At 31.8% G+C, this 23989-nt stretch carries 26 protein-coding genes and 5 tRNA genes; 3 read left to right on the top strand and 28 right to left on the bottom strand.

The window, feature by feature from the left end; genetic code table 11:
• Positions 1-27: 27 nt before the first annotated feature.
• From rpoB to ACH5TX_RS11465, 22 genes are all read right to left on the bottom strand, one after another.
• Positions 28-3840: a DNA-directed RNA polymerase subunit beta gene (gene rpoB / locus ACH5TX_RS11360; protein WP_439339624.1), complete on the bottom strand. Its 3813-nt coding sequence runs from the start codon at positions 3838-3840 to the stop codon at positions 28-30.
• A 124-nt stretch (positions 3841-3964) separates the two neighbouring features.
• A complete protein-coding gene (rplL, locus tag ACH5TX_RS11365) occupies positions 3965-4339 on the bottom strand; it encodes a 50S ribosomal protein L7/L12 (protein ID WP_300248778.1) in 375 nt (124 codons plus the stop codon).
• Positions 4340-4401: 62 nt separating this feature from the next.
• Positions 4402-4923, bottom strand: coding sequence for a 50S ribosomal protein L10 (gene rplJ / locus ACH5TX_RS11370; protein ID WP_439339625.1), 522 nt, complete (start codon positions 4921-4923; stop codon positions 4402-4404).
• Positions 4924-4942: 19 nt separating this feature from the next.
• Positions 4943-5632 carry a 50S ribosomal protein L1 gene (rplA, locus tag ACH5TX_RS11375; protein WP_439339626.1) on the bottom strand — a complete coding sequence of 230 codons (690 nt, stop codon included), beginning with the start codon at positions 5630-5632 and terminating at the stop codon, positions 4943-4945.
• 19 nt (positions 5633-5651) lie between these two features.
• Complete coding sequence (rplK, locus tag ACH5TX_RS11380) at positions 5652-6089, bottom strand: 50S ribosomal protein L11 (protein ID WP_439339627.1); 438 nt, start codon at positions 6087-6089, stop codon at positions 5652-5654.
• A gap of 72 nt (positions 6090-6161) precedes the next feature.
• Complete coding sequence (gene nusG / locus ACH5TX_RS11385) at positions 6162-6719, bottom strand: transcription termination/antitermination protein NusG (RefSeq protein WP_439339628.1); 558 nt, start codon at positions 6717-6719, stop codon at positions 6162-6164.
• 19 nt (positions 6720-6738) lie between these two features.
• The gene (gene secE, locus ACH5TX_RS11390; RefSeq protein ID WP_439339629.1) at positions 6739-6933 is read right to left on the bottom strand and encodes a preprotein translocase subunit SecE; all 195 of its coding nucleotides are present in this window, start codon (positions 6931-6933) and stop codon (positions 6739-6741) included.
• A gap of 108 nt (positions 6934-7041) precedes the next feature.
• Positions 7042-7114 (bottom strand) — tRNA-Trp (locus ACH5TX_RS11395).
• Between the two features lie 63 nt (positions 7115-7177).
• Positions 7178-8365: an elongation factor Tu gene (gene tuf, locus ACH5TX_RS11400; RefSeq protein WP_439337283.1), complete on the bottom strand. Its 1188-nt coding sequence runs from the start codon at positions 8363-8365 to the stop codon at positions 7178-7180.
• A gap of 71 nt (positions 8366-8436) precedes the next feature.
• Positions 8437-8508 (bottom strand) — tRNA-Thr (locus ACH5TX_RS11405).
• Positions 8509-8597: 89 nt separating this feature from the next.
• A tRNA-Gly gene (locus ACH5TX_RS11410) sits at positions 8598-8670 on the bottom strand.
• 62 nt (positions 8671-8732) lie between these two features.
• A tRNA-Tyr gene (locus tag ACH5TX_RS11415) sits at positions 8733-8814 on the bottom strand.
• A gap of 32 nt (positions 8815-8846) precedes the next feature.
• Positions 8847-8920 (bottom strand) — tRNA-Thr (locus ACH5TX_RS11420).
• 103 nt (positions 8921-9023) lie between these two features.
• Positions 9024-9326, bottom strand: coding sequence for a ribosome hibernation-promoting factor, HPF/YfiA family (gene hpf / locus ACH5TX_RS11425; RefSeq protein ID WP_439339630.1), 303 nt, complete (start codon positions 9324-9326; stop codon positions 9024-9026).
• 38 nt (positions 9327-9364) lie between these two features.
• Positions 9365-10255 carry a tyrosine-type recombinase/integrase gene (locus ACH5TX_RS11430; RefSeq protein WP_439339631.1) on the bottom strand — a complete coding sequence of 297 codons (891 nt, stop codon included), beginning with the start codon at positions 10253-10255 and terminating at the stop codon, positions 9365-9367.
• Positions 10256-10379: 124 nt separating this feature from the next.
• Positions 10380-10574: a 30S ribosomal protein S21 gene (gene rpsU / locus ACH5TX_RS11435; RefSeq protein WP_439339632.1), complete on the bottom strand. Its 195-nt coding sequence runs from the start codon at positions 10572-10574 to the stop codon at positions 10380-10382.
• A gap of 84 nt (positions 10575-10658) precedes the next feature.
• Positions 10659-11825, bottom strand: coding sequence for an acyl-CoA dehydrogenase family protein (locus ACH5TX_RS11440; protein ID WP_439339633.1), 1167 nt, complete (start codon positions 11823-11825; stop codon positions 10659-10661).
• A gap of 13 nt (positions 11826-11838) precedes the next feature.
• Complete coding sequence (locus tag ACH5TX_RS11445) at positions 11839-12708, bottom strand: ComEA family DNA-binding protein (protein WP_439339634.1); 870 nt, start codon at positions 12706-12708, stop codon at positions 11839-11841.
• Between the two features lie 19 nt (positions 12709-12727).
• A complete protein-coding gene (locus ACH5TX_RS11450; RefSeq protein WP_439339635.1) occupies positions 12728-14350 on the bottom strand; it encodes an alanine/glycine:cation symporter family protein in 1623 nt (540 codons plus the stop codon).
• A 115-nt stretch (positions 14351-14465) separates the two neighbouring features.
• A complete protein-coding gene (locus ACH5TX_RS11455; RefSeq protein ID WP_439339636.1) occupies positions 14466-15488 on the bottom strand; it encodes a potassium channel family protein in 1023 nt (340 codons plus the stop codon).
• Between the two features lie 3 nt (positions 15489-15491).
• Entirely contained in the window at positions 15492-15719 is a 228-nt protein-coding gene (locus tag ACH5TX_RS11460; protein WP_439339637.1) for a PspC domain-containing protein, read from the bottom strand.
• Positions 15720-15798: 79 nt separating this feature from the next.
• Positions 15799-17076, bottom strand: coding sequence for a DUF2851 family protein (locus ACH5TX_RS11465; protein WP_439339638.1), 1278 nt, complete (start codon positions 17074-17076; stop codon positions 15799-15801).
• A gap of 91 nt (positions 17077-17167) precedes the next feature.
• Between ACH5TX_RS11465 and ACH5TX_RS11470 the strand changes: the two genes are divergently transcribed.
• The 3 genes from ACH5TX_RS11470 (at position 17168) to ACH5TX_RS11480 (ending at position 19650) form a co-directional block, all read left to right on the top strand.
• Positions 17168-17563 (top strand): DUF2721 domain-containing protein, encoded by a 396-nt coding sequence (locus ACH5TX_RS11470; protein ID WP_439339639.1) that lies wholly within the window; start codon positions 17168-17170, stop codon positions 17561-17563.
• 39 nt (positions 17564-17602) lie between these two features.
• On the top strand, positions 17603-18937 hold the full coding sequence (locus tag ACH5TX_RS11475) for a 3-keto-disaccharide hydrolase (protein ID WP_439339640.1): 1335 nt from the start codon (positions 17603-17605) through the stop codon (positions 18935-18937).
• A 155-nt stretch (positions 18938-19092) separates the two neighbouring features.
• Positions 19093-19650, top strand: coding sequence for a hypothetical protein (locus ACH5TX_RS11480; protein ID WP_439339641.1), 558 nt, complete (start codon positions 19093-19095; stop codon positions 19648-19650).
• A gap of 207 nt (positions 19651-19857) precedes the next feature.
• Here ACH5TX_RS11480 and ACH5TX_RS11485 read toward each other — a convergent pair whose 3' ends face one another.
• From ACH5TX_RS11485 to ACH5TX_RS11510, 6 genes are all read right to left on the bottom strand, one after another.
• Positions 19858-20613, bottom strand: a complete 756-nt coding sequence (locus tag ACH5TX_RS11485) for a LytR/AlgR family response regulator transcription factor (RefSeq protein WP_439339642.1) — start codon at positions 20611-20613, stop codon at positions 19858-19860.
• Positions 20614-20838: 225 nt separating this feature from the next.
• Positions 20839-21147: a 2TM domain-containing protein gene (locus tag ACH5TX_RS11490; RefSeq protein ID WP_439339643.1), complete on the bottom strand. Its 309-nt coding sequence runs from the start codon at positions 21145-21147 to the stop codon at positions 20839-20841.
• 4 nt (positions 21148-21151) lie between these two features.
• On the bottom strand, positions 21152-21493 hold the full coding sequence (locus ACH5TX_RS11495) for a 2TM domain-containing protein (protein WP_439339644.1): 342 nt from the start codon (positions 21491-21493) through the stop codon (positions 21152-21154).
• A gap of 11 nt (positions 21494-21504) precedes the next feature.
• The gene (locus ACH5TX_RS11500) at positions 21505-21810 is read right to left on the bottom strand and encodes a 2TM domain-containing protein (RefSeq protein ID WP_439339645.1); all 306 of its coding nucleotides are present in this window, start codon (positions 21808-21810) and stop codon (positions 21505-21507) included.
• 13 nt (positions 21811-21823) lie between these two features.
• On the bottom strand, positions 21824-23164 hold the full coding sequence (locus ACH5TX_RS11505) for a 2TM domain-containing protein (protein ID WP_439339646.1): 1341 nt from the start codon (positions 23162-23164) through the stop codon (positions 21824-21826).
• 24 nt (positions 23165-23188) lie between these two features.
• Positions 23189-23809: a tetratricopeptide repeat protein gene (locus tag ACH5TX_RS11510; RefSeq protein WP_439339647.1), complete on the bottom strand. Its 621-nt coding sequence runs from the start codon at positions 23807-23809 to the stop codon at positions 23189-23191.
• Positions 23810-23989: the final 180 nt, after the last annotated feature.

Below are 23989 nucleotides of genomic sequence, written 5' to 3' on the forward strand. Positions count from 1 at the left end.
TATGGATGAAATGATTTTTTTAATTAACTACTCCTCTAATCTGATATCCAACGCTAAACCTTTCAATTCGTGCATAAGTACGTTGAAAGATTCTGGTAATCCTGGATCTGGCATTGGTTCACCTTTTACGATTGCTTCGTAAGTTTTAGCTCTACCAATAACATCATCAGATTTTACAGTTAAAATCTCACGTAAGGTACTTGATGCTCCATAAGCTTCAAGTGCCCAAACTTCCATCTCACCAAAACGTTGACCACCAAACTGTGCTTTACCACCTAATGGTTGTTGCGTAATTAATGAGTAAGGTCCTATAGAACGTGCGTGCATTTTATCATCTACCATGTGTCCTAGTTTCAACATATAAATCACACCAACTGTTGCTGGTTGATCGAAACGCTCTCCTGTTCCACCATCGTATAAATAACTATGTCCGTATCTTGGGACTCCAGCTTCATCTGTAAATCCATTAATTTGTTCTATTGTAGCTCCATCAAAAATTGGTGTTGCATAAGTACGACCTAATTTTTGACCTGCCCATCCAAGAACAGTTTCATAAATTTGACCAATATTCATACGAGACGGTACACCAAGTGGGTTTAATACAATATCAACAGGCGTTCCATCTTCTAAGAATGGCATATCTTCTTGACGAACAATACGAGCAACAATACCTTTGTTACCGTGACGTCCTGCCATTTTATCACCAACTTTAAGTTTACGTTTTTTAGCGATATAAACTTTAGCAAGTTTTATAATACCTGCTGGTAACTCATCACCTACAGAAATTGTAAACTTCTCACGACGTAAAGAACCTTGTAAATCGTTTTCTTTAATCTTGTAGTTGTGAATTAAATCAGCTACTAATTGATTTGTATGTTCATCTGTTGTCCATTTACCTGACACTAAATGCGCATAATCATCAACAGCGTTTAACATTTTAAGTGTGAATTTTTTACCTTTTGGTAACACTTCTTCACCTAAATCATTAAAGATACCTTGAGCTGTTTTTCCGTTTACAATATTGAAAAGCTTTTCGATTAAAACATCTTTTAAATCATCAAACTTTCTATCGTATTGTGTTTCTAAAGCTAAAATATCATCTTTATCTTGAGCTCTCTTACGTTTATCTTTTACTGCTCTAGCAAATAACTTCTTTTCTATAACAACACCATGTAAAGAAGGAGATGCTTTTAAAGATGCATCTTTTACATCACCTGCTTTATCTCCAAAGATAGCACGTAATAATTTTTCTTCTGGAGTTGGATCTGATTCTCCTTTTGGTGTAATTTTACCAATTAGGATATCGCCAGGTTTTACCTCGGCTCCAATACGAATCATTCCATTTTCATCTAAATCTTTAGTAGCTTCTTCAGAAACGTTAGGAATATCATTAGTTAACTCTTCGTTACCTAATTTAGTATCTCTTACGTCTAAAGAATACTCATCAATATGAATAGATGTGAATATATCTTCACGAACAACTTTTTCAGAAATTACAATCGCATCCTCAAAGTTATACCCTTTCCAAGGCATAAAGGCTACTTTCATATTTCTTCCAAGTGCTAACTCTCCTTTTTGAGTTGCATACCCTTCACATAAAACTTGACCTTTAGAAACTTTATCACCTTTAACCACAATTGGTTTTAAGTTGATAGAAGTACCTTGATTCGTTTTTCTGAATTTTACTAATTGATATGTTTTGATATCAGAATCAAAACTTACTTTAGCTTCATCTTCAGAGCGTTCGTATTTAATTTTAATTTCATTAGCATCAACATAAAGTACTTCTCCTGTTCCCTCTGCATTAATTAAAACACGAGAATCTGATGCTACTTGACGTTCTAAACCTGTACCTACAATTGGTGCATCTACTCTTAATAAAGGCACTGCTTGACGCATCATGTTAGATCCCATCAAGGCTCTATTCGCATCATCATGCTCTAAGAAAGGAATTAAAGATGCTGATATAGATGATATTTGATTTGGTGCAACATCAGTATAATGAAGTGCACTTGGTTCAATTACAGGAAAGTCTCCTTCCATTCTAGCAATTACCTTATCATGTAAAATTTTACCATCCTCATCAACTTTAACTGTTGCTTGAGCAATTAATTTATCTTCTTCCTCTTCAGCACTTAAATATGTTGGTTTATTTTCAATATCAACCACACCATCAGTTACTTTTCTATAAGGCGTTTCAATGAATCCCATAGAATTCACTTTCGCGTATACAGATAGTGACGATATTAAACCAATATTTGGTCCCTCAGGAGTTTCAATAGGACATAAACGTCCGTAGTGCGTATAGTGAACATCACGAACCTCGAAACCTGCTCTTTCTCTAGAAAGACCTCCAGGTCCAAGAGCCGATAAACGACGCTTATGAGTAATCTCTGCTAATGGATTGGTTTGATCCATAAATTGAGATAATTGGTTTGTTCCAAAGAATGAATTAATTACAGACGATAAGGTCTTAGCATTAATCAAATCTATTGGTGTAAACACCTCATTATCACGAACGTTCATGCGTTCACGAATAGTACGCGCCATACGAGCTAAACCAACACCAAACTGAGAAGATAATTGTTCACCAACTGTACGTACACGACGGTTAGATAAGTGATCAATATCATCAATCTCTGCTTTAGAGTTTATTAACTCAATTAAATATTTTATAATAGTTATGATATCTTCTTTAGTAAGCACTTGCTTATCCATTCCAATATCTAACTGTAATTTTTTATTCATTCTATAACGACCTACTTCTCCTAAAGAGTAACGTTGGTCACTAAAGAATAATTTATCTATAATACCACGTGCTGTTTCCTCATCTGGCGGCTCAGCATTACGTAATTGTCTGTAAATATGTTCAACAGCCTCTTTTTCAGAGTTAGTTGGATCTTTTTGAAGTGTGTTATGAATAATAGCATAATCACCTTGTTCTGCAGTTTCTTTATGTAAAAGAATTGTTTTTACATCTGCTTCAAGAATTTCTTCAATGTTTTCTTTATCTATGATAGTATCACGATCAAGCACAATCTCGTTACGCTCGATTGATACTACTTCACCTGTATCTTCATCAACAAAATCCTCATGCCATGTATTTAAAACACGTGCAGCTAATTTTCTTCCTAAATATTTTTTTAATCCAGATTTTGATACTTTAACTTCTTCAGCTAAATCAAAAATCTCTAATATATCTTTATCACGCTCAAATCCAATTGCACGGAAAAGCGTTGTAACAGGTAACTTTTTCTTTCTATCAATGTAAGCATACATTACCTGGTTGATATCTGTAGCAAACTCAATCCACGATCCTTTGAATGGTATAACTCTTGCTGAATATAATTTTGTTCCATTTGCATGGAAAGATTGACCAAAGAATACCCCTGGTGAACGGTGTAATTGAGATACAACTACACGCTCTGCTCCATTGATACAAAAAGTACCAGATGGTGTCATATAAGGTATAGTTCCTAAATACACATCTTGAACAATGGTTTCGAAATCCTCATGTTCAGGGTCTGTACAATATAACTTTAACCTTGCTTTTAGCGGAACGCTGTAAGTAAGACCTCTTTCAATACACTCATCAATAGCGTATCTTGGTGGATCTACAAAGTAATCTAAAAATTCTAAAACGAATTGATTACGTGAATCTGTAATAGGGAAGTTCTCCATGAAGGTATTATATAAACCTTCATCTCCTCTTTCTTCAGACTTCGTTTCTAATTGGAAAAAATCCTGAAAGGATTTAATCTGAATATCCAAGAAATCTGGATATTCTGTTCTATTTACAATAGAGGAGAAATTTAATCTTTCAGCTTGTGTTGATAACATCAATAGACGGAATTTTGATTAAAAAATAGTGATAACGCGTATGTAACCATTATATACGCAAAATGGTTTAGGTCTTGGAGAACCTTCTCCAGACCTAAACCTTTATGTTTTTTAGATGGTAAGCTTACTTTAGCTCAACCTCAGCTCCAGCTTCTTCTAAAGATGCTTTTAAAGCCTCAGCTTCATCTTTAGTTACAGCTTCTTTGATAGCACTTGGTGCATCATCAACTAAACCTTTAGCTTCTTTTAAACCTAAACCAGTTAATTCTTTAACTAATTTTACAACAGCTAATTTAGAACCACCTGCTGCTTTTAAAATAACATCAAATTCAGTTTGAGCTTCTTCAGCTTCTCCACCTCCAGCAGGACCAGCAACAGCAACTGCAGCAGCAGCAGCAGGCTCGATACCATACTCATCTTTTAATATAGTTGCTAACTCATTTACTTCTTTTACAGTAAGGTTAACTAATTGTTCTGCGAAATCTTTTAAATCTGCCATTTTTCTATCGTTTTAATAATTTTGTAATAATATATTTGTAATAAAGTGCGTACTATTTAATACTATTCTGATTTTTCAGAAAGTGTTTTAATAAGTCCAGCAATTGTTCCTCCACCTGATTTAAGTGCAGAAATAACGTTTTTAGCAGGCGATTGTAATAATCCAACAATCTCTCCTATTAACTCTTCTTTAGACTTGATATCTACTAACATGTCTAATTGATCGTCGCCAATATAAACCGATTCCTCAATAAACGCTCCTTTTAATAAAGGCTTGTCTGATTTTTTACGGAAGGTTTTAATTAACTTTGCTGGTACGTTACCTGTTTCAGAATACATCACAGATGTATTTCCTTTTAAAACAGAAGGAAGATCTCCGAACTCTCTGTCTGAAGCTTCCATTGCTTTTTCAAGTAATGTATTTTTTACAACTGCTAACGTTACGTTTGCTTTAAAACAAGCACGACGTAAGTTTGAGGTTGTTACTGCGTTTAATCCTGAAATATCTGCTAAATAGATATTTGCATTATTAGCTAATTCTGCAGTTAACTCCTCAATTACTAATGATTTTTCTTCTCTTGTCATAATAAAAGTTTTAACTTAATTAACCAATTTTAGGATCAACAGCAATACTTGGGCTCATTGTAGAAGACATAAATATGCTTTTTACATAAGTTCCTTTTGCAGTTGTCGGTTTTAGTTTCATTAATGTTGTTAATAATTCATTTGCATTACCTGCAATTTTATCAGCACTAAATGATGCTTTTCCTATAGCAGCATGTACAATACCAGTTTTATCAACTTTAAAGTCAATTTTACCAGCTTTTACTTCTGTTACAGCTTTAGCAACATCCATAGTTACTGTACCTGTTTTTGGGTTAGGCATTAAACCACGAGGACCTAATACACGTCCTAAAGGACCTAATTTACCCATTACACTTGGCATAGTAATAATAACATCAACGTCTGTCCATCCGCTCTTGATTTTATCAAGGTATTCGTCTAAACCTACATAATCAGCTCCAGCTTCTTTTGCTTCGGCTTCTTTATCTGGTGTTACTAATGCTAATACTTTCATGTCTTTACCAGTACCATGAGGTAATGATACCACACCTCTTACCATTTGATTTGCCTTACGAGGATCTACTCCTAAACGTACAGCTAAATCAACTGAAGAGTCAAATTTAGTATTGGTAATTTCTTTTATTAATGCTGATGCTTCTTCAACAGAATAAATTCTTCCTTTTTCTATTTTCGCTGCAGCTTCTTTTTGCTTTTTTGTTAATCTTGCCATTTTAAATGTCTATTATAGATTAATTAGGGAATTGCCCTGTTACGGTTATACCCATTGATCTTGCAGTACCAGCTACCATTTTCATTGCAGATTCGATAGTAAATGCATTTAAATCTACCATTTTGTCTTCTGCGATGGTTTTAACCTGATCCCACGAAACTTTAGCTACTTTTTTTCGGTTTGGCTCTCCAGATCCTTTCTTCACCTTTGCTGCTTCCATTAACTGAACTGCTGCTGGTGGAGTCTTGATTACAAAGTCAAATGATTTGTCTTTGTAAACAGAGATAACAACTGGTAATACTTTACCTGCTTTATCTTGGGTTCTGGCATTGAATTGCTTACAGAACTCCATGATGTTAACACCTGCAGCTCCTAAAGCGGGTCCAACCGGTGGCGATGGATTCGCAGCACCTCCCCGAACTTGTAACTTAACTACTTTACCTAATTCTTTTGCCATTTTTAATAATTTAATTTTTTGATGTTATCTTTCATTTGGAAGCGAAAGACTCATCTATCTATTGTAACACTATTATACTACTTTTTCTACTTGCATATAACTTAATTCTAATGGTGTTTTTCTTCCGAAAATCTTAACCATTACTTCAAGCTTACGCTTTTCTTCATTTATTTTCTCAATAGTACCATCAAATCCATTGAATGGACCATCAATAACTTTTACAGTTTCTCCTTTTGTAAAAGGAATTGCAACATTTGCACTTTCTTCAACCGCCAATTCATCAACTTTACCTAACATTCTGTTTACTTCAGATTGTCTTAACGGTACAGGATCTCCTCCTTTTGTTTCACCTAAAAAACCAATAACATTAGTTACTGATCTTATAATATGAGGTACCTCACCAGTTAAATTAGCTTGTACCATAATGTAACCTGGGAAAAACGTTTTCTCTTTATGGATTTTTTTCCCGTTACGAATTTGTATTACTCGTTCTGTTGGAACTAATACTTGATCTACATAATCTTGAAGACCTAAACGAGCAATTTCATTCTCGATATACGTCTTGATTTTGTTTTCCTGACCACTTACAGCTCTAACAACATACCATTTTTTTTCACTTACTTCAGACATAAAAATTGTTTTTTTACCGTTAGTTAATCCATTCAAAGTAAGATGCAATAACCTTGCTAAACACAGTATCTACACCCCAAATTGCTAAGGAAAATACAATTGAAAATACAGCAACTAAAACAGTTAAACTTTGTGCTTCTGCCCATGATGGCCAAGTCACATTATTTTTAAGTTCACTAAATGATTCTTTTACGTAATTTACAAATCCAGCCATTTATTATTATTTTGAATGAATTAAAACCTTGTCTTTCAATATTTGAATTAAGCAAAATTTTAATCTTTATATTATTGAAAGTAATTTTAAAATTACTAACTACTTAAGCACGGGTTGAGAGACTCGAACTCCCGACACCTGGTTTTGGAGACCAGTGCTCTACCAACTGAGCTAAACCCGTAAATATAAGTCAAGGTATTCCGAAAAACGAAATACCTTAACTCTATATTAATTAAACTATAATTTAGTCTAAAATTTCAGTTACTTGACCTGCACCTACTGTTCTACCACCTTCACGGATAGCGAAACGTAAACCTACGTTCATTGCAATAGTGTTAATTAACTCAACAGTAATAGTTAAGTTATCTCCAGGCATTACCATTTCTACTCCATCAGGAAGCGCAATGTTTCCAGTTACGTCAGTTGTACGTACGTAAAACTGTGGACGGTAGTTATTATGGAATGGAGTGTGACGTCCACCTTCTTCTTTTTTAAGGATATAAACCTCAGCTTTAAATTTAGCATGTGGAGTTACAGAACCTGGCTTACAGATTACCATACCTCTTGAGATTTGAGATTTTTCAATACCTCTTAATAAGATACCTGCATTATCTCCAGCTTCACCTCTATCTAATATTTGACGGAACATTTCAATACCTGTAATAGTAGATGTTAATTTCTCAGCACCCATACCAATAATTTCTACAGGATCTCCAGTGTTAGCGATACCAGTTTCTATACGACCAGTTGCAACCGTACCACGACCAGTAATAGAGAATACATCTTCGATAGGCATTAAGAAATCTTTATCAACTTCTCTTAATGGTTCTTCAATCCACTCATCACAAGCAGCCATTAATTCCATTACTGTATCAACCCATTTTTGTTCACCGTTAAGTGCACCTAAAGCAGAACCAGAAATTACAGGACCATTATCACCATCATACTCATAGAATGATAATAAATCTCTAACTTCCATATCTACTAATTCTAAAAGCTCTTCATCATCAACCATATCAACTTTGTTCAAGAAAACAACGATACGAGGAATACCTACTTGACGACCTAATAAGATATGCTCACGAGTTTGTGGCATAGGACCATCAGTAGCAGCTACCACTAAAATAGCACCATCCATTTGTGCAGCACCAGTTACCATGTTCTTTACGTAATCGGCGTGACCTGGACAATCTACGTGTGCATAGTGACGATTTGCTGTTTGATATTCTACGTGTGAAGTATTAATTGTAATACCTCTTTCTTTTTCCTCTGGAGCATTATCGATAGTATCGAAATCTCTAGCTTCTGATAAACCTGCATCAGCTAATACTTTAGTAATAGCAGCAGTTAAAGTTGTTTTACCGTGATCTACGTGTCCAATTGTACCAATATTTAAGTGTGGTTTTGAACGATCGAAAGTTGCCTTTGCCATGTTTTTAAATAATTTTAATCTTAGTTATATAATAATATTAGTGTATTCTATTTTTTTCTCTAAATAAATAGAGCCAATGACGAGAATTGAACTCGTGACCTCTTCCTTACCAAGGAAACGCTCTACCCCTGAGCTACACCGGCGTAAAGTTTTTATTTCCTATTCTCTCAAAACAACTATTTCTAACTGCATTAATATGAAAGAAGAGATTCCTGCCTTCGCAGGAATTTAGAGCGAGAGACCGGGTTCGAACCGGCGACATTCAGCTTGGAAGGCTGACGCTCTACCAACTGAGCTACTCTCGCAATTTTAACAAGCTTTCGCTTGTAAGGTTTTCAATATTTCAACAAAAACTGAAAAAAGTTTGTGGGGAGAGCAGGATTCGAACCTGCGAAGACGTAGTCAGCAGATTTACAGTCTGCCCTCGTTGGCCGCTTGAGTATCTCCCCAATTAACTTATTTCAATATTTTAAAGAACTTGAGCCGATGGAGGGACTCGAACCCACGACCTGCTGATTACAAATCAGCTGCTCTAGCCAGCTGAGCTACATCGGCTTTTTTTCTTATGTTTTTAACGCATAAAAAAGTCCGCTATTTCTAACGGACTGCAAATGTATAGATTTATTTATTTATTCAAAACATTTTTTAATAAATTTTATCATAAATGTGCTCTTAATTTTTCTTTTCGTTTTTTTAACTGCCTTTCTAGCGATGAAACTGCCATATCTGCGCCCTCTTCAAAAGTTTTACATTGCTTTTTTACAACAAAACTATCACCAGGTACACTAACTCTTGCTTCAAAAATTTTATTTTCTTTATCACTGGTGTTCTCTACTTTTAAATAAACATCTGATTTTATGACTTTATCATAAAACAAATCTAACTTATCCATACGTTTTTGGATAAAATCTATTAATTTTTGATCTGCATTGAAATTAACTGATTGTGTGTTTACTTTCATACTACTTCATTTTTGGTTAGACAATAATTTTTACGCTTCTATTTTTTGCTTCTAGGATGCGTATTTACATGCACCTTTTTTAATTCTGATATACTATTATGTGTATATACTTGTGTTGATGCTAGACTAGAATGTCCTAAAAGCTCTTTAACTGCATTCAAGTCAGCACCTTGATTCAACAAATGTGTTGCAAAAGAATGCCTTAATATATGTGGACTCTTTTTAACTTTTGAAGATGCTAAACTAAAATACTCATTTATTATTCTGTAAACAAGTGTTTCATATATTTTAACGCCCTTTTTTGTTAAAAATAAATAATCAGTATCTAAAACACATTCTAATTCATTCCTTAATTTTATATACTTACTCAATGTTTGTGATACTGTTTCTAATAACGGAACGATGCGTTCTTTATTTCTTTTACCTAATACTTTTAACGTTTTATTATCAAAGCTAAAACTTGTTAATTTTAATTCTACAAGCTCAATTCTTCTAATACCAGTAGAATAGAATAATTCTATTATTAATTTGTCTCGTACACCTTCAAAATCTTTTTCAAAATGCAAGTCATCTAAAACTGTAGCTATTTCTTTTTCTGAAAATGGGACTTGAATCTTTTTACTTGTTTTTAATGCTTTATGTTTTGCTAAAGGATTAATATCTATATCTCCTATTTTTAAAAGAAACTTATAATAGGTATTTAAGGCTGATACTTTTCTATTAATACTTCTATTTGTTAAACCACTTTCTACTAAAGAAACTATCCAACTTCGTATTTGAGAATAATTAACATTATTAATGGAATTTGTTTCATAATAATTTTTAATAAAATCTAAAAAACTCTCTAAATCTTTTTGATATGCATTTACCGTTAATGCTGAATAGTTTTTTTCTAGCAATAAATAATCTGTAAATGATTTAAAAGTCATATTAATAGTTTAAAATAAACATTATTGATTGTTTGAAGTTAAATCTACAACCTTTTATTTAATTATTAAGCAAAAAAAATCCCGCAAAATGCGGGATTTAAATATTTACTTTACTAAGAACAGATTAAATATTTTCTGCATCTTTTAAGCCTTGTACATATTGTGCTTTTTGTATTAGCGCTCTACGTTTTACTGAAGGCTTTATAAATTGTTTACGAGTTTGAAGCTGACGTTTAGTTTGAGTTCTATCGAACTTTCTTTTAAAACGCTTTAACGCTCTATCTATATTTTCTCCTTCTTTAATTGGTATTACTAACATAGTGTCATAACCTCCTCTCTTTTAAATTTTCAGGCTGCAAATATATAAATATTTTTGAATTTCAAATTCTGATTGTAAAAATATTTAAGTTGCTGGCTTATACTCTTTTTTATCGATTATCATTTTTGATAATATTTCTCGTAATATTTCTGATGTTCCGCCACCTATAGGCCCTAACCTACTATCTCTTAACAATCTTGCCATAGGATATTCTTCCATATAACCATAACCTCCTAAAAACTGCATACATTCATATATAACCTCATCTGCCATTTTAGTCGACTTCAACTTAGATATAGTAGCTTCTTTAACGACGTATTCACCTTTGTTCAATTTATTAGTAACAGAATAATTATACTCTTTACAAATTTCCATATCTGCATACAAATCAACAAACTTATGTCTTAATGCTTGATATTTATTTAATTCTTTACCAAAAGCTGTACGTTCTGACATATAATTTAAAGCATACTCTAAAGCATATTCGGCTCTAGCATGTGCATTAACCCCCATAACTAATCGTTCTAAAGAAAAATGCTGCATGATATAAGCAAATCCATGATTTTCCTCTCCTAACAAATTACTAGCTGGAATCTTTACATTATCAAAAGCAATTTCGGCAGTATCTGAAGCTCTCCATCCTAACTTATCTAATTTTGTTGCCGAAATACCTTCTGTATCTCTATCTACAACAAAAATACTCATACCTTTATTACCAAGTTCAGGGCTTGTTTTAGCAGCAACTACTAAATAATCGCTATAAACACCATTTGTTATAAATGTTTTAGAACCATTTACAACATAATAATCACCTTCTTTAACTGCTCTTGTTCTCATACCAGCTACATCACTTCCTCCAGACGGCTCACTTATACACAAACAGCCTATTTTATCTCCTGCAATACTAGGTACTAAATATTTTTGCTTAATAGCTTCATCACCTTCAGCTTTAAGATGCGTCATTGCTAAATACACATGTGCCCATATTGCAGCAGCAAAACCTCCAGAATTTATTTTCTGAAGTTCTTCTTGCAAAATAATAGTATAAAACAAATCTAAGTTTGAACCTCCATAAGTTTCAGGATAGTTGATTCCGAAAAACCCCATATCTCCAAACTTCTTCCAAATAAAACGATCTATAGTTCCTGTTTTTTCCCAAGCATCAATATTTGGAACCACTTCCTTTTTTAAAAAATCTTGAAGACTTTTTCTAAAAAGGTTATGTTCTTCTGTGAAGTACATACTATTCATTTGCATCTTTTTTTTAATCGAGCGACAAATATAATTTAATTATCTCGATTTTATTTACAGGGAAGTCTTTAACTTTTATTAATTCATCTAAGGATTTATATCCTTCCTTTAATTGACGTTGTTCTATGATTTTGTATGCTACATCATAATCTATATGCTGAATTGTTACCAATTGATCTACAGTTGCCGTATTAAGCGTTATTTTTTGAATTTGCCGTGGTGTTTTTACCGTAAACAATTTTGTGAGGTGTTCTAATACTTCTGGAGTCAATCCGTATACATCATTCAATTGCACATCATCTATAAAACCTCCAACAAATTTATTTCTAAATTTTACAATACGATTAGAAAGTACTTTTCCAATACCATTTACTTTTTGAAGTTGTTGTGCAGTAGCTGTATTTAAATCTTGTTTTTGCTCGAAAGTTTTCTGTTTATTATCAAAACTAGAAATTGAAGCTTTTCTTGGTTTAAAACTTGTAACCCATTCTGGAAATTTAAAAAATGAAGCTATTGTATTTAAAAGCGAATCTGATACTTTAGTTACTTCTTGAAATTGTTTAGCTGAGTTTATCCATTTGTTTTGCTTTCTATATACTAATAATCTATCAATCTCCTCATTGCTCATTCCTAAATTTACACCTTTATAATCTGTTATATAATTTGGATTAAAAGAATATATTTTAGGCTTCGATTTTTCAATTTCAATTAATTTAAGAGAATCGATTTCTTTGACGTATACTGCTAATTCATCTTTATTTACTTGAACATCTTCTGATGAAAAGTCGACATAAAAATAAACACATTGTAATGAAACAATGATGAGTATTAATAAAAAAATCCCATTTCGCTGTTCTTTAGAAAACGTGAAATGGGATTTCATATATTTTTATTTTAATTATTTATGCTTTCGCTTCTTTTATAGCATCTAAATATCTAGTTAATTGCTTTTTAACTACCGGGAATAATAAAAACAATCCTACCATATTTGGAAATATCATAGCAAAAATCATAGCATCAGAGAACTTCCAGATTGATCCCATACTAGCTGCAGCACCAATAACAATAAATGTTAAGAATAATATTTTATAAATTAAATCAGCAGTCTTTCCTCTTCCGAATAAAAACTTCCAAGATTGTAAGCCATAATAAGACCATGAAATCATAGTAGACACAGCAAACAATACCACTGCAATTGTTAAAAACACATTAGAATAAGGAATATATTGAGCAAAAGCTTGAGAAGTAATACCTGCGCCTTCATACGCTACACCATCAATAAATATTGCTCCAGAACCATCTCCTCCATATTCAAATGCTCCAGAAAAGTTAAAAATTACAATTACTAAAGCAGTCATTGTACAAATAACAACAGTATCAATAAATGGCTCTAATAAAGCAACTAAACCTTCAGATGCAGAATATTTAGTTTTTACTGCTGAATGCGCAATAGAAGCAGATCCCGCTCCAGCTTCATTAGAGAATGCTGCACGTTTAAAACCTACTAATAACACACCAATTATAGAACCTACACCAAAAGCTGTTGGATTAAAGGCTTCTTTTAAAATTAAACCCAAAGCATCATCTATTAAACTGAAGTTACTAAAGATAATATATAAACAAGCAGCCACATACATTACAGCCATAAATGGTACTACTTTTTCTGTTACTTGCGCAATACGTTTAATACCTCCAATAATAATAATTCCCACTAGAACAGCTAAAATCAACCCAATAATTGCACCTGCACTAGAACTTTCCAATCCTAATAATTCTTTTAAAACAATTGTTGCTTGATTTGATTGAGCAGCATTACCTCCACCAAAAGATCCTCCAATACAGAAAACAGCAAAAAGAACAGCTGCTATTTTTCCAACTAAAGCAAACCCTTTTTCTTTTAGTCCTTTACTAATATAATACATTGGACCACCATAAACAGTACCATCTTCTCCTACATCTCTATATTGAACACCTAATGTACATTCTACAAATTTTGTTGACATTGCTAATAAACCACAAATAATCATCCAAAAAGTTGCTCCTGGTCCACCAAGTGCAATAGCTAAAGCAACACCCGCAATATTTCCATTACCAACAGTTCCAGAAACTGCTGTTGCTAAAGCTTGAAAGTGACTTACTTCACCTTCTTTACTTTCGTCTCTAATTGTCTCGATAGCATCACCTCCAGGTGTAGAATCCCCATACATTTCTTCTGAAACTGCATGATCGACATCATCATATTTACCTCTTACAACATTAACCGCTTTTCCAAAAAATCTAATATTTGGAAAACCAAAATAAATGGTAAAAAACAATGCACTACCTACTAATAATACTAATACAAAAGGAATTGTTATAGTTTCTCCTTGATAAACAGGAAAGAAAATAATACTTTCAAAAAAATCTGCTATTGGCGAAAATGCCTGATCTATTTTTTGATCTAGCCCAACTTCTTCTGTTGCTTGTTGAGCAAATATTAATACTGGTGAAATTAATGTGAATATCGAAAAAAGATATTTCTTCATAAATGAAAGTTTTAGTTAGATTAGTTAATTCTATTGAAAGATTCTTATTAAAAGTCGGCAAGATGCTAAAAAAAAATCGTTTTTTAAAACTTCTATTGTTAAAAATACATAATCTCTACTCAATATTGTATTCGGAATTAAGAGCATCAATTTGTTCGGGTCTACCTAAAACAATAATTTTAGAATTAGGAGCTAACTCTAATTCTGCTTCTGGATTTACAATATATTCACCATTTTCATCTTTATAACCTATTACAGTACAGCCTGTTTTCTTCCGAAGATCTAAATCTTTAATAGTTTTTAATGATTGTTTGCTGTATAATTTTTCAACAGCAACTTCCTCTATATTAATATTTGATTTCCCTACAATTGATAAATTATCAATAAACTCCATTAAACCTGGAACAACTACTAAAGAAGCCATATGATCGCCACCAATATTATCTGGTAAAATCACATTATTAGCTCCTGCAAATTTTAACTTATCATAAGAAGATTCATTTGATGCTCTACTAATAATATTTATGTCTTTATTAATTTGTCTAGTAGAAAGTACTACGAATAAATTATCAGCATCATTAGGTAACGCCGAAATAAAATTAGATGCCCTATCTACTCCAGCTTGAATTAAGACTTCATCTTCATTTGCATTTCCTATTACATAAGGCACATCATCAAACTGCAAACGTTCTTCCATATCCTTATTCTTTTCTATAACAACAAAGGATTGATTATGCGCTAATAGTTTTCTTACTGTTTGTTTTCCATTTCTACCATAACCGCAAACAACGACATGATTTTTAAAACTATCTATCTTTTTTTGCATCTTTTTATGTTTTAATTCTTCAATATGATCTTTACTTAAAATGTACTCAGTAATTGTAGAAAGCGCATAACCTACTATAACAACGCTGGCTAGTATTAAAAAAACTGTGAAAATCTTAGATTGATCGTCAAGCGGAACAACTTCTCCAAACCCAACTGTAGTAACCGTTATAACGGTCATATAAACCGCATCAACCCAAGAATAATCAGATATCATTTTATAACCAGTAACCCCAATCAACAAAATAACAACCAATAAGAATATGGCTGTATATATTTTTGTTCTAAAAAATTTTATTACCGTGTTAGTCATATATTACAAATCGAAAACTGATGATCGTTTAGTATATATTAAATCTTTTATACGCATCCAAAAAGCTAAAAATAAATACAAGGCAAAACCAAAACCTACTGTTACAAAGGTTAAGTACATAAAAGAAGTTCTAACAACTTTAGCTCTAATGCCTAATCTATCTGCAATACGCTGGCAAACATAATAGCCATGCTTTTGAAAAAACAATAATGGTTTATAAATACTGTTCATGTTGCAATTTAACTATAAAATTTGATATGACTAAGTGTTTAACCATTTCTGTTAGTTTGATAATTTTTAAACCTTAATTTTAGATATTTCTTGAAATAAAAGCATTACCAATAGCACATTTTAAACATTTGTTTTTATTACAATATTCGTTTTTAAGTTGAATAAGTGCTTGTGATTCTAAAGATGATTTTGATACTTTCTTCAAATTATTAAAAGCCTCTATAATACTATTCTTTTCTGAAGTAATAAGTGATGCTAAATTTAGAATATCTTCATCTACGTCTTCTCCTTTTTGTTTAGCATAACAAAACTTTACAGGAAGTATGGTGTTAATTAATAATAAATCTACAAACGATTTTGAAAGTGTCTTTTTTGATGCTTTTGATTCTTTTTGAAAGGTATAATGTGTTTCCCAAAACGCTGAAGTTGTAACTTTAAACAACCCATAAAAATCATCTATTTTATTTGTCTCAATAATTTTTGAAAATAGGTTTTGATGTTTATTATACAACCCTGATAATTGAGACAATCTAATAGTTGGAAAATTTGATGGTCGCAATCTAAAGAAATGTAAAGGCAATACTTGAGTGTTATCTAAAGTGAATTTCTGTTTCAAAAATTCATACTCCTTAACTAAATTTTGATAATATCCATTTTGAATATCTTTTTCCAACAATCCAGCTTGTCCAAACATTAAAGCTTCCAAACTTTCTTGTTTAGATTGTATTTTTCTAATAATTGAAAAATCTATAGATTGCGACAAACTAAAAAACGATTCTCCGTTTACTTTAAGTCCGAAATTTTTAGTTAGCATTTTAAATAATACTGCTTCCCAATCGTTTTTAGAATCTTTTAAAAGAACTTCTATTGTTTTTGCTTTTCGCTCTAAACGTTCAAAATATAGGCGCTCCATCCAATTATTTAAAACAAAACTATCTATGGTAGCAAAATCATTTTCACAATTAATCCATTTATCATGCTTACTAAATAGATTTTCATAATTATGTAAAACTTCTACATCTACTAAATACTTTAATTCTAAAGTTGGCATTACTGTATTATCTTTTCTAAAAACCTCGGTATCATGCTCCCAAACCACATGTAAAATCACATTATCATAAGCTTTGTCTTGCTCATGATTATGTAAAAACCAATCGGATGATTTTATATGAATTTCTACATTACCTGCCCAAAGTTGGTTTCCTATTTTTAATTGAGCATTAAAAAAATCGGGACCTGCATTTAAATTATGTTGCCCTACTGAAGTTAACAAAACAGATTCTCCTGCTTCCGTTTTTAAATTGGTAGTTTGAAATTTTTTATGCCTCCATATATAATGTAAGAAATCTTCTTGCATGGTTTAAATATAAGGTATAAAATCATCAAATTCCAAATTGTTATTCTTCAATTATTATCTAACTTAGTGGTTTTGTGTAAAACTAAATTTCATGGAACAACTTACCCTTACTACTCCTGCCCTTTTATTTTCTGCCATCTCTTTAATTATGCTTGCTTATACCAACAGGTTTTTAGCCTATGCTGCTGTTATTAGAGATCTCCACAGTAAATACAAAAAAAACAAAGAGAAAGTATTAATAGCCCAAATACAAAACATTAAACAAAGGCTATACTTAACAAGGTCTATGCAAATTTTCGGAATTACAAGTTTACTACTTTGTGTACTAACCATGTTTTTAATTTATATTGAACAGAATACTATAGCTGTTTGGGCCTTTGGTTTAGCACTTATCTTATTAATTATTTCGCTAGCCTTATTAATACGAGAAATACAAATTTCTGTAAAAGCATTAGAGCATCATATTAGCGATATCGAGAATAGCTAGAAACAAATCTAGAACTTCGCTTAACTAAACTAAACCAAAATGAAACATATTATATTACCTCTTATCACCCTATGCTTATTTACTTGGAATAGTGTTTATTCTCAACTCGACCCAAAACTTACAGAAACTTGGTCACCTGCACCTAAAACTGTTACACCAGGAGACAATCAAAAAGCGCCATCTGATGCTATCATTCTTTTTGATGGTTCAAATCTTGACGAATGGACAAGTGAAACAGGAGAGAAACCAGCATGGAATATTGAAAATAACATACTAACCATATTACCAGGAAGCGACTCTATTAAAACCAAAAGAAAATTTGCCGATTGCCAATTACATTTAGAATGGCGAACTCCTACAGAAATTAAAGGCAAAGGACAAAACAGAGGAAACAGTGGCGTCTATTTTCAAGAGAAATACGAAGTTCAAATATTAGATAGTTACGATAACACGACTTATTCTAACGGGCAAGCAGGAGCAATTTACAAACAGCATATTCCAAAGGTGAATGCTTCAAAGAAACCTGGGACATGGCAAACTTACGATATCATTTATACAGCTCCTAGATTTAATATGGACAGTACGTTAAAAACGCCTGCTTACATTACAGTTTTACATAATGGTATTATTATACAAAATCATGTTGAGATAAAAGGAGACGCAGTATATACAGGACAGCCTACCTATAAAAAACACAATTTTCAATTACCACTTTTATTACAAGACCATGGATGCCCTGTCTCTTTTAGAAATATTTGGATTCGAGAAACGAATGTTATAAAACTTTTTAATCAGGAAAATTTAGAAGGCTGGTATACGTATTTAGATTCTATTGGAATAAACAAAGACCCAGAACATAATTTTAGTGTTAAAAATAATTTACTTCGTATAGAAGGCAAACAACTTGGGTATATAGGCACAGAAAAATCGTATTCAAATTATTATCTAAAAGCTGTTTTTAAATGGGGAGACAAAAGATACCCACCACGCGAAAACATGAAACGTGATAATGGTATTCTTTATCATTTTGCTAAAGGAGAGAAAGATAAAATATGGCCAAAATCTATTGAGTGCCAGATACAAGAAGGCGATTGTGGCGATTATTGGTGTGTTGATGGCACAACAGCAGACTCTCCAAACAAATCTGAAATAAGCTGGAATATGAAACATATTATTAGAACTGAAAATTTCGAAAACCCAAAAGGCGAATGGAATACCATTGAAGTTATTTGTAACGGGAACGAATCTGAACATTATGTAAACGGACATCTTGTAAATTGGGCTACGAGTCTTTCGGAATCAGAAGGAAAAATTCTTTTACAATCTGAATATGCTGAAACTTATTATAAATCGATTGAACTGATTCCTTATTAAAATTGAAGTTTTATTAGACACAAATGTTATAAAGAAACTAAACACACTTAACTTTGTCAGAAAAAAATAGCTAACTTCGTTTAACGTATGATATAAATCATTAAAACGATTTCATATCTACGTCATTACCTAACACTAAAAAACTAGACGATAATTTGAAAATAAAGATTGAAAAAGGAAGTCTAATAATGCATTTAGTTGTGTTTTTAATACTTGTTGGAATTTTATCATTTGGGATAGGGAAAGTCAATATATATACTATAGTATTCCCATTACTTTTTACTCTTATAAACATCTATTTTGAAGAAGTATATTATCATAAAGTAACATCTAAAAGAAGGAAAAAAATTTATGAACTAATATCTGAAAAGTATGGTAATGGAAAAATTACTGAAAATGAACATTTTAAGAGTCTGATTGAAAACAGGAACATTCTTTTCTACTATCATAGTTCAATCTATAGATTTAGAATAAATAATTTTTTATCAATATACATTGATATATCAGATTTAAATGAAAACATTAAACAATTTTGTCGAATTCATTTCCATTGTAAAAAATTAGAAGACCGAGACTATATTTGTTCTAATGTGAGTTATTCTTTATTCAGTAATTCGTTGAAAACATTAACTAAAAATTCTGAAAAATCAATCAAGGATATTATTAAGAAAAGTGAAAAATATATTGCTGAAAAGGAACAACAAATACAATAATAAAAGTTAGGAATCAGATAAGATTTATATCTTAGGAAAACAGTTTTGAAATACAATATATTAAAAGTTAACATTTCCTACGTTCTGAATAAAGCATTAGGTAACAAAGTATAAAATTAATGGCTAGTTCTAGCTTACTAAATTAGTACTTAAACGCTCCACTAATATCATACATAAACGTTAAACAAACCTCATCAAAAAAACACTCTACTCCAACCAAACTTTAAAATCTTTTACACGTTCGCGAGCTACAATAACGTCTTGATCGTTATATGTTTTTAGTTTTATTTGTAAACGCGAATTGGTATAACTTACCATATCTTTTATAGCATTTATATTTACAAAGAATTTTCGGTTAATACGGAAAAAGGTTTGTGGCTCTAATTCGTTTTCTAATAACTCGAGCGTGGTATCTAACAAATAGTTCCTAGCTTCTGATGTATACAAATAAGTACCTTTGTTTTCGCTATAAAAACACTCGATATCATCTATATTTATAAGTTTTAGGTGCTGTCCTACTTTTACAGAAAAACGTTTTTTATAAGCACGATCTATTGGGTTTACTAGTAGCTTTTTTATGTCGTTAAAATCTAGAGTAACGGCTTGTTTTTGAGGTGTGCGTGCTTTGTATTTTTCTACAGCGGTTGCTAAATCGTCTTCATCAATTGGTTTTAATAAATAATCGATGCTATTTAATTTGAAGGCTTGAAGCGCATATTCATCGTAAGCTGTGGTGAAAATAATAGCGGATTTAATATCTATGGTTTCAAAAATTTCGAACGATAAACCATCGCTTAATTGAATGTCTAGAAATATTAAATCGGGGTGTTCGTTATTTTGAAACCAATTAATAGATTCTTCAACGGAATGCAACATGACTTCTGCTTTTAAATCTAAACTTTGAAGCATACGCTGTAACCGGCGTGCTGATGGTTTTTCGTCTTCTATAATTATGACCTTCATTGGTTGATTTGTTTTTTTATGATTTACTTTTACTTGGCTGATAGCGCGTTAGGGATTGATGCGGCATCCTTTTGTTTTCTTTTTAAATAAAACGAACTTTAAAAACAAGTTCCTAACTTTATTATAGATTCCTGCCTTCGCAGGAATGACAAAACAAAAGATATAGCGGAAAGCCCGACCTTTATCCTGAACTTAATTCAGGATAAAGGTAACGCCCAAATTATATTATTTATTTTTTTGTTGCTTTTCTATATGTTCTTTAATTTTTCGTTCTTCCCAACTTTTATTAAAAATTCTTTTTCCTTTAAAAACGTTACGACCATGTAATATTATAAAGACTGTCCACGCTACTATAACCCAAATATCGAACCACACAAAAAAGTTTCTGTACGGGCCAGCTGCGATATATATATTAAACAAAAGGAGCATTACTATAATGATATAACCCACTAAGTGAATATAAAAAATTTGAATACTTTTTACTTTTTCTTTAGCTTTTATATAGCTTTCGTTTTTTTCGTTTGAAGTTTTCATAAGACTATTCAAATTTATGTTTTTCGCTTTCTTTTTCGTTTTCCATGAATTCTTGAATCTTTCTATTTTCCCACGATTTACTAAAAAATAGGCTTTTACCAAATACCATTATAGCATGAAAACCCAAACCTATTCCCCAAAAAATGGGTGTTGCAAAGACACCAAAATTCCAGATATCCCCTCCAGAATTCTTTACAATCATTACAATAATGAAAATATTTACGACTACATACCAGAAGGCATGCCAATAGAATCCTTTAATATCTTTAAGCCGTTGTTGGGCTCTTAAATAAGCGCTTTCTTTATGATACTGACTTGATTTATTATTATAATCTGAATTTTTCATGATGTGTCAATTTAATTCCAACGCTCTTTTTCTTCTTGATTCATAAACTCTCGCAACTTGCGCTCTTCCCATTTACGTCCTAAAACACCATTGTTTACAAATATGTGGTAGGCATGAATGCTTAATCCTAACCCCCAACCGGCTAACGGAAACCAAAACCACTGAAAGCCCCATGAGGTTTTGTAATTAATAAATATTAAAAAAGGAATAACTAAGCAATAGGATGCTAGATTAGAATAAAACCCTTTTAAATCGTCTAACCTCTTTCTAGCTCTTAGGTATTTAGTATCTGTTTCTTTATTTGGTAATCTTTCCATAATTTCTAATTCTTTAGTTCCAACGATCTTCTTCCTCGTCCTGCATGAACTCTTTTATCTTTTTTTCTTCCCAACGTCTTCCAAATGCTTTATCGTTAACAAACACTCTAAAGCCTTGAATGATTAACCCCAATCCCCAACCTGCCATAGGAAACCAAAACCAATGAAAGTCCCATGAGGTTTTATAATTAATGAATATTAAAAAAGGAATAACTAAACAATACGATATTAAACTGTAATAAAATCCTTTTAGTTCGTCTACATGATTACGTGCACGCAAATAACTATCGTCTATTATTGATTCTGATTCTGGTCTTATAACTGATATTTGTTTGGTTAGCATGGGTATGGCTACTGCAAACCTTTTTGCTTCTTTATTTATATCTATTTTTCTATTGGTTAACAAATTATAACGTTGCATAATATTACTTAAACCTACACCGCTACTCTTTTTTACTATTTGTTTGGGTTGCAAATTATTTTCTACAACTAAGCTACCATCATCTTCGTAAATCTTAATATGCAAAGGACTATTGGCTGTTACTATATTATGTTTTACAGCATTCTCTAAAAGTAATTGCAATGATAATGGCACCACTTTACTTTCTGGGTTTGATGCTTTTTCGGGCATGGTAAACACAATACTATCTTCAAACCGCATTTTTAGTAAAGACATATAAGTTTTTGCAAATTTAAGCTCCTCGTCTACCGTAACTAATTCTTTATTTTTTTGTTCTAAAACATAACGATACACTTTAGACAATGACGTTGTAAACCGTTGAGCATTATCTGGATTTTCTTCAATTAAGCTGGTTAGTACGTTTAAACTATTGAATAAAAAATGTGGATCTAACTGATTTTTTAAAGCATCAAACTTGGCATTTGCTGTTCCTGCTATTACCTTTTGTTCTTTTATTTTATTTTGCTGATACTTATTATAAAAATAAACAAAATGAAAAATAATTACAATTGTTAAGGTTATCCATAATCCGAATTGATAATTTGAGATTTTTTCATTAGCTATAAAATCTACAAATGTTTTACCATTCATTAAAATCTCTGTTAACATTCTTAGGAAAAACAAACCAATTAATGTGATAACCGTTGAACTAACAATTCCAATAACTGTACGCTTTATAGTATCTTCTTTTTTCCATTTACGCTTATTCATGAAGTCGAAAAAAGTCATATTTGAATACCCTAACACAAAAGCATATAGCTGATAAAACATAAAATTAACCACAGCTTCATTTATACTATTGAAATTAAACCCTTCATAAAATAAATTACCAATAACAAATACAGCACAACCAATTATAAAAGTAATGATGATATTTTTAGCTGATTTTGTCATAATATATTTTTAATGTTTTTTGTTTTATTTTCCACAAGATTCCAAAACTTGCACAGCACGTTCTTTTCCCCAATTTGGATGAAATGGTGTTTCTGGTTTAAAGTTAGCAAAAAGTTCTATGGCACGTTCTAAATCTTTACAAAATGGTGTGGTGTCTTGTCCAAAATATTTTGCTCCTCCCATATCCCACTCTGCTTTACAATAAACCACTCTTGGGTTTTCTGGAGCTATTTGTGCTGCTTTAGTGTAAAGTTCAACAACTTTTCCTGATAATGTCATACCATAAGTAGCGCCATCATAAGCTACCCATGCAGTATGCAATAAGGCTTGCATTACCATAATCTCTGGGTTATCTTTTGAAATTGCTGTGGCATCGTTAATTAAATCTTGTGCTTTTTTAAGCTTTTCAGATAGTCTTTTTTCGTCTTTTTCTCCAAAACTACTCACAATATTAACCTGCGCCGCATAATACGGTGGTAACCAATCATCTGGTTCTGCTTTAGCAATACGTTCAAATAAATTTGCTGCTTCAATTGGATTGCTTCCCCATAATTCGAAAGCTTTTTGCATTCCTTTTTCATAATTAGTTTGAGCAGTTGTTAATACTGACACTAATAATGTTGCAATAATAATTACATGTTTCATTTTATTTCTGTTTTAATTATGAAACAAATATCTAACGTAACTACATGTTTATAAAAAGTGAATGACCCAACTGTTATTTTTTTAGGATGAAATGTAACAACTTTGAAACATCTAATTTTAAAGCATAAAAAAAATCAAGAAGCAGTGGGAGGCTCCTTGATTTTTTCGGTTTAAAACTAA

Origin of the sequence: Thalassobellus citreus, from assembly GCF_044385915.1 — a bacterium.
GTDB lineage: Bacteria > Bacteroidota > Bacteroidia > Flavobacteriales > Flavobacteriaceae > Thalassobellus > Thalassobellus citreus.

What these genes read in the sequence shown, in the direction of transcription:
- ACH5TX_RS11495 (WP_439339644.1), bottom strand. Translation starts at nt 21,493, where the DNA reads ATGAAAAATTCAGATTATAATAATAAATCAAGTCAGTATCATAAAGAA.
- ACH5TX_RS11470 (WP_439339639.1), top strand. Translation starts at nt 17,168, where the DNA reads ATGGAACAACTTACCCTTACTACTCCTGCCCTTTTATTTTCTGCCATC.
- nusG (WP_439339628.1), bottom strand. Translation starts at nt 6,719, where the DNA reads ATGTCTGAAGTAAGTGAAAAAAAATGGTATGTTGTTAGAGCTGTAAGT.
- rplA (WP_439339626.1), bottom strand. Translation starts at nt 5,632, where the DNA reads ATGGCAAGATTAACAAAAAAGCAAAAAGAAGCTGCAGCGAAAATAGAA.
- ACH5TX_RS11455 (WP_439339636.1), bottom strand. Translation starts at nt 15,488, where the DNA reads ATGACTAACACGGTAATAAAATTTTTTAGAACAAAAATATATACAGCC.
- ACH5TX_RS11485 (WP_439339642.1), bottom strand. Translation starts at nt 20,613, where the DNA reads ATGAAGGTCATAATTATAGAAGACGAAAAACCATCAGCACGCCGGTTA.
- ACH5TX_RS11460 (WP_439339637.1), bottom strand. Translation starts at nt 15,719, where the DNA reads ATGAACAGTATTTATAAACCATTATTGTTTTTTCAAAAGCATGGCTAT.
- ACH5TX_RS11465 (WP_439339638.1), bottom strand. Translation starts at nt 17,076, where the DNA reads ATGCAAGAAGATTTCTTACATTATATATGGAGGCATAAAAAATTTCAA.
- ACH5TX_RS11445 (WP_439339634.1), bottom strand. Translation starts at nt 12,708, where the DNA reads ATGAAATCCCATTTCACGTTTTCTAAAGAACAGCGAAATGGGATTTTT.
- ACH5TX_RS11505 (WP_439339646.1), bottom strand. Translation starts at nt 23,164, where the DNA reads ATGACAAAATCAGCTAAAAATATCATCATTACTTTTATAATTGGTTGT.
- ACH5TX_RS11475 (WP_439339640.1), top strand. Translation starts at nt 17,603, where the DNA reads ATGAAACATATTATATTACCTCTTATCACCCTATGCTTATTTACTTGG.
- ACH5TX_RS11490 (WP_439339643.1), bottom strand. Translation starts at nt 21,147, where the DNA reads ATGAAAACTTCAAACGAAAAAAACGAAAGCTATATAAAAGCTAAAGAA.
- ACH5TX_RS11450 (WP_439339635.1), bottom strand. Translation starts at nt 14,350, where the DNA reads ATGAAGAAATATCTTTTTTCGATATTCACATTAATTTCACCAGTATTA.
- ACH5TX_RS11430 (WP_439339631.1), bottom strand. Translation starts at nt 10,255, where the DNA reads ATGACTTTTAAATCATTTACAGATTATTTATTGCTAGAAAAAAACTAT.
- tuf (WP_439337283.1), bottom strand. Translation starts at nt 8,365, where the DNA reads ATGGCAAAGGCAACTTTCGATCGTTCAAAACCACACTTAAATATTGGT.
- rpoB (WP_439339624.1), bottom strand. Translation starts at nt 3,840, where the DNA reads ATGTTATCAACACAAGCTGAAAGATTAAATTTCTCCTCTATTGTAAAT.
- rplL (WP_300248778.1), bottom strand. Translation starts at nt 4,339, where the DNA reads ATGGCAGATTTAAAAGATTTCGCAGAACAATTAGTTAACCTTACTGTA.
- secE (WP_439339629.1), bottom strand. Translation starts at nt 6,933, where the DNA reads ATGGCTGGATTTGTAAATTACGTAAAAGAATCATTTAGTGAACTTAAA.
- ACH5TX_RS11440 (WP_439339633.1), bottom strand. Translation starts at nt 11,825, where the DNA reads ATGAATAGTATGTACTTCACAGAAGAACATAACCTTTTTAGAAAAAGT.
- ACH5TX_RS11510 (WP_439339647.1), bottom strand. Translation starts at nt 23,809, where the DNA reads ATGAAACATGTAATTATTATTGCAACATTATTAGTGTCAGTATTAACA.
- rpsU (WP_439339632.1), bottom strand. Translation starts at nt 10,574, where the DNA reads ATGTTAGTAATACCAATTAAAGAAGGAGAAAATATAGATAGAGCGTTA.
- hpf (WP_439339630.1), bottom strand. Translation starts at nt 9,326, where the DNA reads ATGAAAGTAAACACACAATCAGTTAATTTCAATGCAGATCAAAAATTA.
- rplJ (WP_439339625.1), bottom strand. Translation starts at nt 4,923, where the DNA reads ATGACAAGAGAAGAAAAATCATTAGTAATTGAGGAGTTAACTGCAGAA.
- rplK (WP_439339627.1), bottom strand. Translation starts at nt 6,089, where the DNA reads ATGGCAAAAGAATTAGGTAAAGTAGTTAAGTTACAAGTTCGGGGAGGT.
- ACH5TX_RS11500 (WP_439339645.1), bottom strand. Translation starts at nt 21,810, where the DNA reads ATGGAAAGATTACCAAATAAAGAAACAGATACTAAATACCTAAGAGCT.